The sequence below is a fragment of the Streptomyces sp. NPDC007095 genome, from assembly GCF_040634475.1.
In the GTDB taxonomy this organism is placed as follows: domain Bacteria; phylum Actinomycetota; class Actinomycetes; order Streptomycetales; family Streptomycetaceae; genus Streptomyces.
Map to the genome: position 1 here is coordinate 1 of NZ_JBEYFS010000430.1, position 4,654 is coordinate 4,654.

At 70.5% G+C, this 4,654-nt stretch carries 4 protein-coding genes; 2 read left to right on the top strand and 2 right to left on the bottom strand.

Annotation, left to right across the window (positions count from 1 at the left end):
- Positions 1-254 precede the first annotated feature (254 nt).
- Positions 255-713: a TIGR03618 family F420-dependent PPOX class oxidoreductase gene (locus tag ABZ656_RS56625; RefSeq protein WP_101402177.1), complete on the bottom strand. Its 459-nt coding sequence runs from the start codon at positions 711-713 to the stop codon at positions 255-257.
- 109 nt (positions 714-822) lie between these two features.
- Positions 823-1,398, bottom strand: a complete 576-nt coding sequence (locus ABZ656_RS56630) for a carboxymuconolactone decarboxylase family protein (protein WP_101402178.1) — start codon at positions 1,396-1,398, stop codon at positions 823-825.
- 248 nt (positions 1,399-1,646) lie between these two features.
- Here ABZ656_RS56630 and ABZ656_RS56635 point away from each other — a divergent pair, with 248 nt between their 5' ends.
- Both ABZ656_RS56635 and ABZ656_RS56640 read left to right on the top strand, forming a co-directional pair.
- The gene (locus ABZ656_RS56635) at positions 1,647-2,879 is read left to right on the top strand and encodes an MBL fold metallo-hydrolase (RefSeq protein WP_101402179.1); all 1,233 of its coding nucleotides are present in this window, start codon (positions 1,647-1,649) and stop codon (positions 2,877-2,879) included.
- A 357-nt stretch (positions 2,880-3,236) separates the two neighbouring features.
- Positions 3,237-4,654 (top strand): ATP-binding protein (locus tag ABZ656_RS56640; protein WP_360280366.1); only part of this gene is annotated, 1,418 nt, incomplete at its 3' end.

Sequence of the window (4,654 nt, forward strand, 5' to 3'; positions counted from 1 at the left end):
CCTCGTACTGGACGTACTCGGGTCTGTGCCTGGTGCGGTGAGAGTGCGTGCATGGCGTCGCGGGGCAGACGGGAATTTGACGACAGGGCCTAGGGTCTGAAAGAGAGCGCCATGCCGTCGAGTGCGGGATCGACCGCCTCAAGCGGCACCGGGCTGTGGCAACGAGGCACGGCAAACTCGCTGTCCGCTACGAGGCGACCGTGCTGGTCGCAGTCCTCAACGAATGGCTGTGACCAGCGCGGAACCGATATTTCCTAGCCGTCGAGGTTGAGCACCGTGCCGTACAGTCGGTCCACCTTCAGCCGGATAACCACCCGGCGCTCGGCAACCAACTCCTCCAGGAACGCAGCTTCGTCGTCGGGCCTCCCGGCCTCCGGGATCATCTCGAGCAGCTCCCGACCGACCGCGTCCCCAGGAACCGTCGTGCTCTCAGAGACCACGGCCTCGCCTTCGGCGACGGCAAACGACCACACGTCGCCGCCCGGCACATGCAGCGCCGCACGTGGATTGCGTTGCAGGTGCTGGACTTTGACCCGGTCGGCCGTGGTCGATAACCGCACAATGCGGGCTTCGGGGTCCCAGCTGTACACCATGGTTGTCAGGTGGGGGTGGCCGCTGTGCTTCATGGTGGCGAGCGTGCCGAACTGCTGCTGGCCAAGCAAGCTGGAGAGGGCTTCGTCGGACAGTGGGCGAGGCGCTGGTCGTCGAGTCATGAAGTGATCAACGTCCCTGGGCGACCATTAATTTCATGGCTCGACAGGCCCAACGCCTACTTTCACAACACGCCCCAGGCCGGCCCCCCGGGGGCCTCGCGGGTGTCCGCTACTTCTCCGAAGGCGCCTGGTGTGCGGCGGCCGGCAGGTCGCACGAGTCCTTGAAGCCCTGACTGGTCAGCCCCAGCGCCGAGTTGATGCGCGAGCGCAGGTTCTCCACCGCCACCATGGCCGTCAGTTCGACGAAGGCGGGCTCGCCCAGGCGGTCGCGCAGCCGGTCGGCCAACTCGTCCCGCACGGCGGGCGGGGTGGCCGTCACGGCCTCGGCGTACTCCAGGACGTCCCGCTCCAGCGGCGTGTACGCCTCGCTCTCGCGCCAGCACGGCACGTCCAGCAGCTTCTCGCGGGCCATCCCGCGCTCGCGGCTGACCCAGTAGCCGAAGTCCATGCACCAGGAGCACCCGATCGACGCGGACACCGCCATCTCCGCGAGCGCCTTGAGGTCCGGGTCCAGCGCGTTCCACTTCGCGACCGAGCGCTCGAAGGCCAGATCGGACCGCAGGACACGTGGATTGTGGGCGAGTGCCCGGCCGGGGTCGAGGACCTTTCCGTAGGTCCGCTTCGAGTACCACTCCATGACGCGGAAGAAGATCGTGCGCCGCGGGGTTAGGGAAACGCGAGCCATGGGGGCCACCTCCGTGTACGGGTCGGGTGCCGCGTTTCGGCGCCCTCACCGAGACGACGGACCGGCACCCACGGATGTGACATCGGGTCCCAGGCGTGTCACCCCGGGCGTGTCACCCCGGGCGTGTCACACCGGGGCCCGGACCTCGCGGTGTGTACCGGGGACATCGCGCTGTGACACCGTCGACCCGGCGCTGTCAGAGGGGCCGACCATAATGGAAAGCCTGACCGACTCCACTTGGAGGTACCGTGACCGGTTTCCGTACGTTGAGCTCCGGGCTCCGCGCGTTGCAGCCCGCCGCCTTCGGCGCGGACCCCGGCGGTGAGCGCATGGAGCGCATCCGCAGATCGCCGAATTTCGCGGACGGTGTCTTCCAGAACCCGGTGAGTGCCCGGACCCGCCCCGACGGCTCCATGCTCGAGTTCGCGAAGGTCTTCTTCCGCAAGGAGGAGCGCGCCCACCGTGCCCCCGCGGGCACGGTGCCGGTGTACCCCACCACGCTCGCCGACCTCGCCAAGCCCGCGGCGAGCGGGTTGCGGATCACCTGGATGGGGCACTCCAGTGTGCTGGCCGAGATAGACGGGCACCGGGTGCTGTTCGACCCGGTATGGGGCGAGCGCTGTTCCCCCTTCGACTTCGTCGGGCCCAAGCGGCTGCACCCGGTGCCCCTGCCGCTGGCCGCGCTCGGCCCGGTCGACGTCGTCGTCATCTCGCACGACCATTACGACCACCTCGACCTGCCCACCATCAAGGCCCTGGCCGACACGGACACGGTCTTCGCGGTGCCGCTCGGCGTCGGCGCCCACCTGGAGCACTGGGGCGTCTCGCCCGACCGGCTGCGCGAGCTGGACTGGAACGAGAGCACCAAGGTCGGCGGCATCTCCCTGACCGCGACACCCGCCCGGCACTTCTGCGGCCGGGGCCTGCGCAACACCCAGCACACGCTCTGGGCCTCCTGGGTGGTGACGGGTGACGAGCACCGGATCTACCACAGCGGGGACACCGGCTACTTCGAAGGCTTCAAGGACATCGGCGCCGAGCACGGCCCGTTCGACATCACGATGATCCAGATCGGGGCGTACAGCGAGTTCTGGCCCGACATCCACATGACGCCCGAGGAGGGCATGCGCACCCACCTGGACCTCCAGGGCGGGCGCCCCACCGGCGTGATGCTGCCCATCCACTGGGCCACGTTCAACCTGGCGACCCACCCGTGGGTGGAGCCCGGCGAGGGCACGATGGCCGCCGCGCACGCGGTGGGCGCCCGCGTCGCGCTGCCCCGCCCCGGCCAGCCCTTCGAGCCCGCTGCCGAGACCGTCCCGTCCGAGCCCTGGTGGCGCGGTGTGGCCGTGCCGCCCAAGGGTGGCTGGCCCGCAGTCGAGAAGTCCGGAGCGGATGTCTCCGTTTCCAACACTCCGGGTGATGCCGTGGGCGAAGCTTCCGAGGGCACCGGAGAGCCGGAGACGGTGTCCGTGAGCTGAATTTCCTGAATGTCCGATCGACGGCGAGGGCCGGGGAGCGAGTTGCTCCCCGGCCCTCGCTGTTTGTTCGCGACCGGTTCCGACCAGCTCTGATCGGATCGGTGGTGCAAGGGAACGTGCGTCCGAGAGGGATATCGGTCTGTCGTACGAGGCCTCATACCAGAGCGGGACGCCTTCCGGGGGAGTTTGTCAACTGCCCACCGCACATGATGGCTTGGCGACTACTGTCAGTTGCCGTCGGGCGACGCGGGGCCGATTTTTTCGGCTCTCTCGACCGGCATCGCGATGGCGCACGCCCGAGTCGCGCAGACCCGCGGGAGCCCCCGTGGCACCCGACGCACCAGTACGAGGACGCAGATGTCTCACCTCCGCGCACCGGCCGCACGCGCAGACCGCCGTGAGGGCGGGCGGCACGGGCGGCCGCTCGCCCGCACGGTTCCCCCACAGCCCGAGACCCGCCTACGGCCCCAGTTGCTGCGCCTGGCGGTCCTGCCGCCGATCGCGGTGGCGCTCAGCGGCTGTGCGGCCGTGCTGTTCACGGTCCGCTCCACCGGCACACGCCCCGGCGTAGTCCTGTGGGCGGTGCTCGCCGGCGCCGGGTCCGTGGCCCTCGCGGGCATCCTGATCGCCGCCGTGGGCGCCGACCGGGCCGCCACGTCCGTACGGGAACGCATCGGCGCCCTGCGCCGCGGCAGCGCCCGTACCGAGGCCGACCTGCGCGTCGTCGTCGAGGGCCTGCGCCGGGGCGAGAGCCCTCCCGCGCCCAAGCCGCGCCACCGGCCCAAGCCGGACGCCGACGAGTTCGAGCTGCTCGCCGCCGACCTCTCCCGCGCGCACGACGGCGCCGTCACCGCCGTCGTGCAGGCAGCCCAACTCTCCAGCCAGGCGGGCAGCGAGCAGAAGGTCGAGGTCTTCGTCAATCTCGCGCGGCGGCTTCAGTCCCTCGTGCACCGCGAGATCTCGATCCTCGACGAGCTGGAGAACGAGATCGAGGACCCGGACCTGCTCAAGGGCCTCTTCCACGTCGACCACCTCGCCACCCGCATCCGCCGGCATGCCGAGAACCTCGCCGTGCTCGGCGGCGCCGTCTCACGCCGCCAGTGGAGCAACCCCGTCTCCATGACCGAGGTGCTGCGGTCCGCGATCGCCGAGGTCGAGCAGTACTCGCGGGTCAAGCTGGTACCCCCGATCGATGGCACCCTGCGCGGGCACGCCGTCGCCGACGTCATCCACCTGCTGGCCGAACTCGTCGAGAACGCCACGGTGTTCTCCGCCCCGCACACCCAGGTGCTGCTGCGTGCCAACCTGGTCACCTCCGGCCTCGCGGTCGAGGTCGAGGACCGGGGCCTGGGCATGCCCGTGGGTGAACAGGACAAGATGAACGCGCTGCTCACCGACCCCGATCAGGTGAATGTCGCCAGCCTCCTCCAGGACGGCCGGATCGGTCTGTTCGTGGTGTCCCAGCTCGCCCGGCGGCACGGTATCCACGTACGGCTCCAGACCAACATCTACGGCGGAGTCCAGGCCGTACTCGTCGTACCGCAGGCGCTGTTGGGCGCGGCGCAGGGCGCCCCCGGGGACGTATCGCAGACGCAGCCCCAGCCGACCCGGCAGCCCAAGCCCGGCGGCCCGCGTCCGGCCGCCGGACCACAGGCCGGGCCGACCGCGCCCGTGCCGTCCGCCGGCGCGATGGCGGCCTCCGTGCCGCGGCAGGTGCAGCGGGAGCAGATGCCGCCCGCCGCGCTCGGCACGGGCGGCAGCGGCCCGGCGCCGCT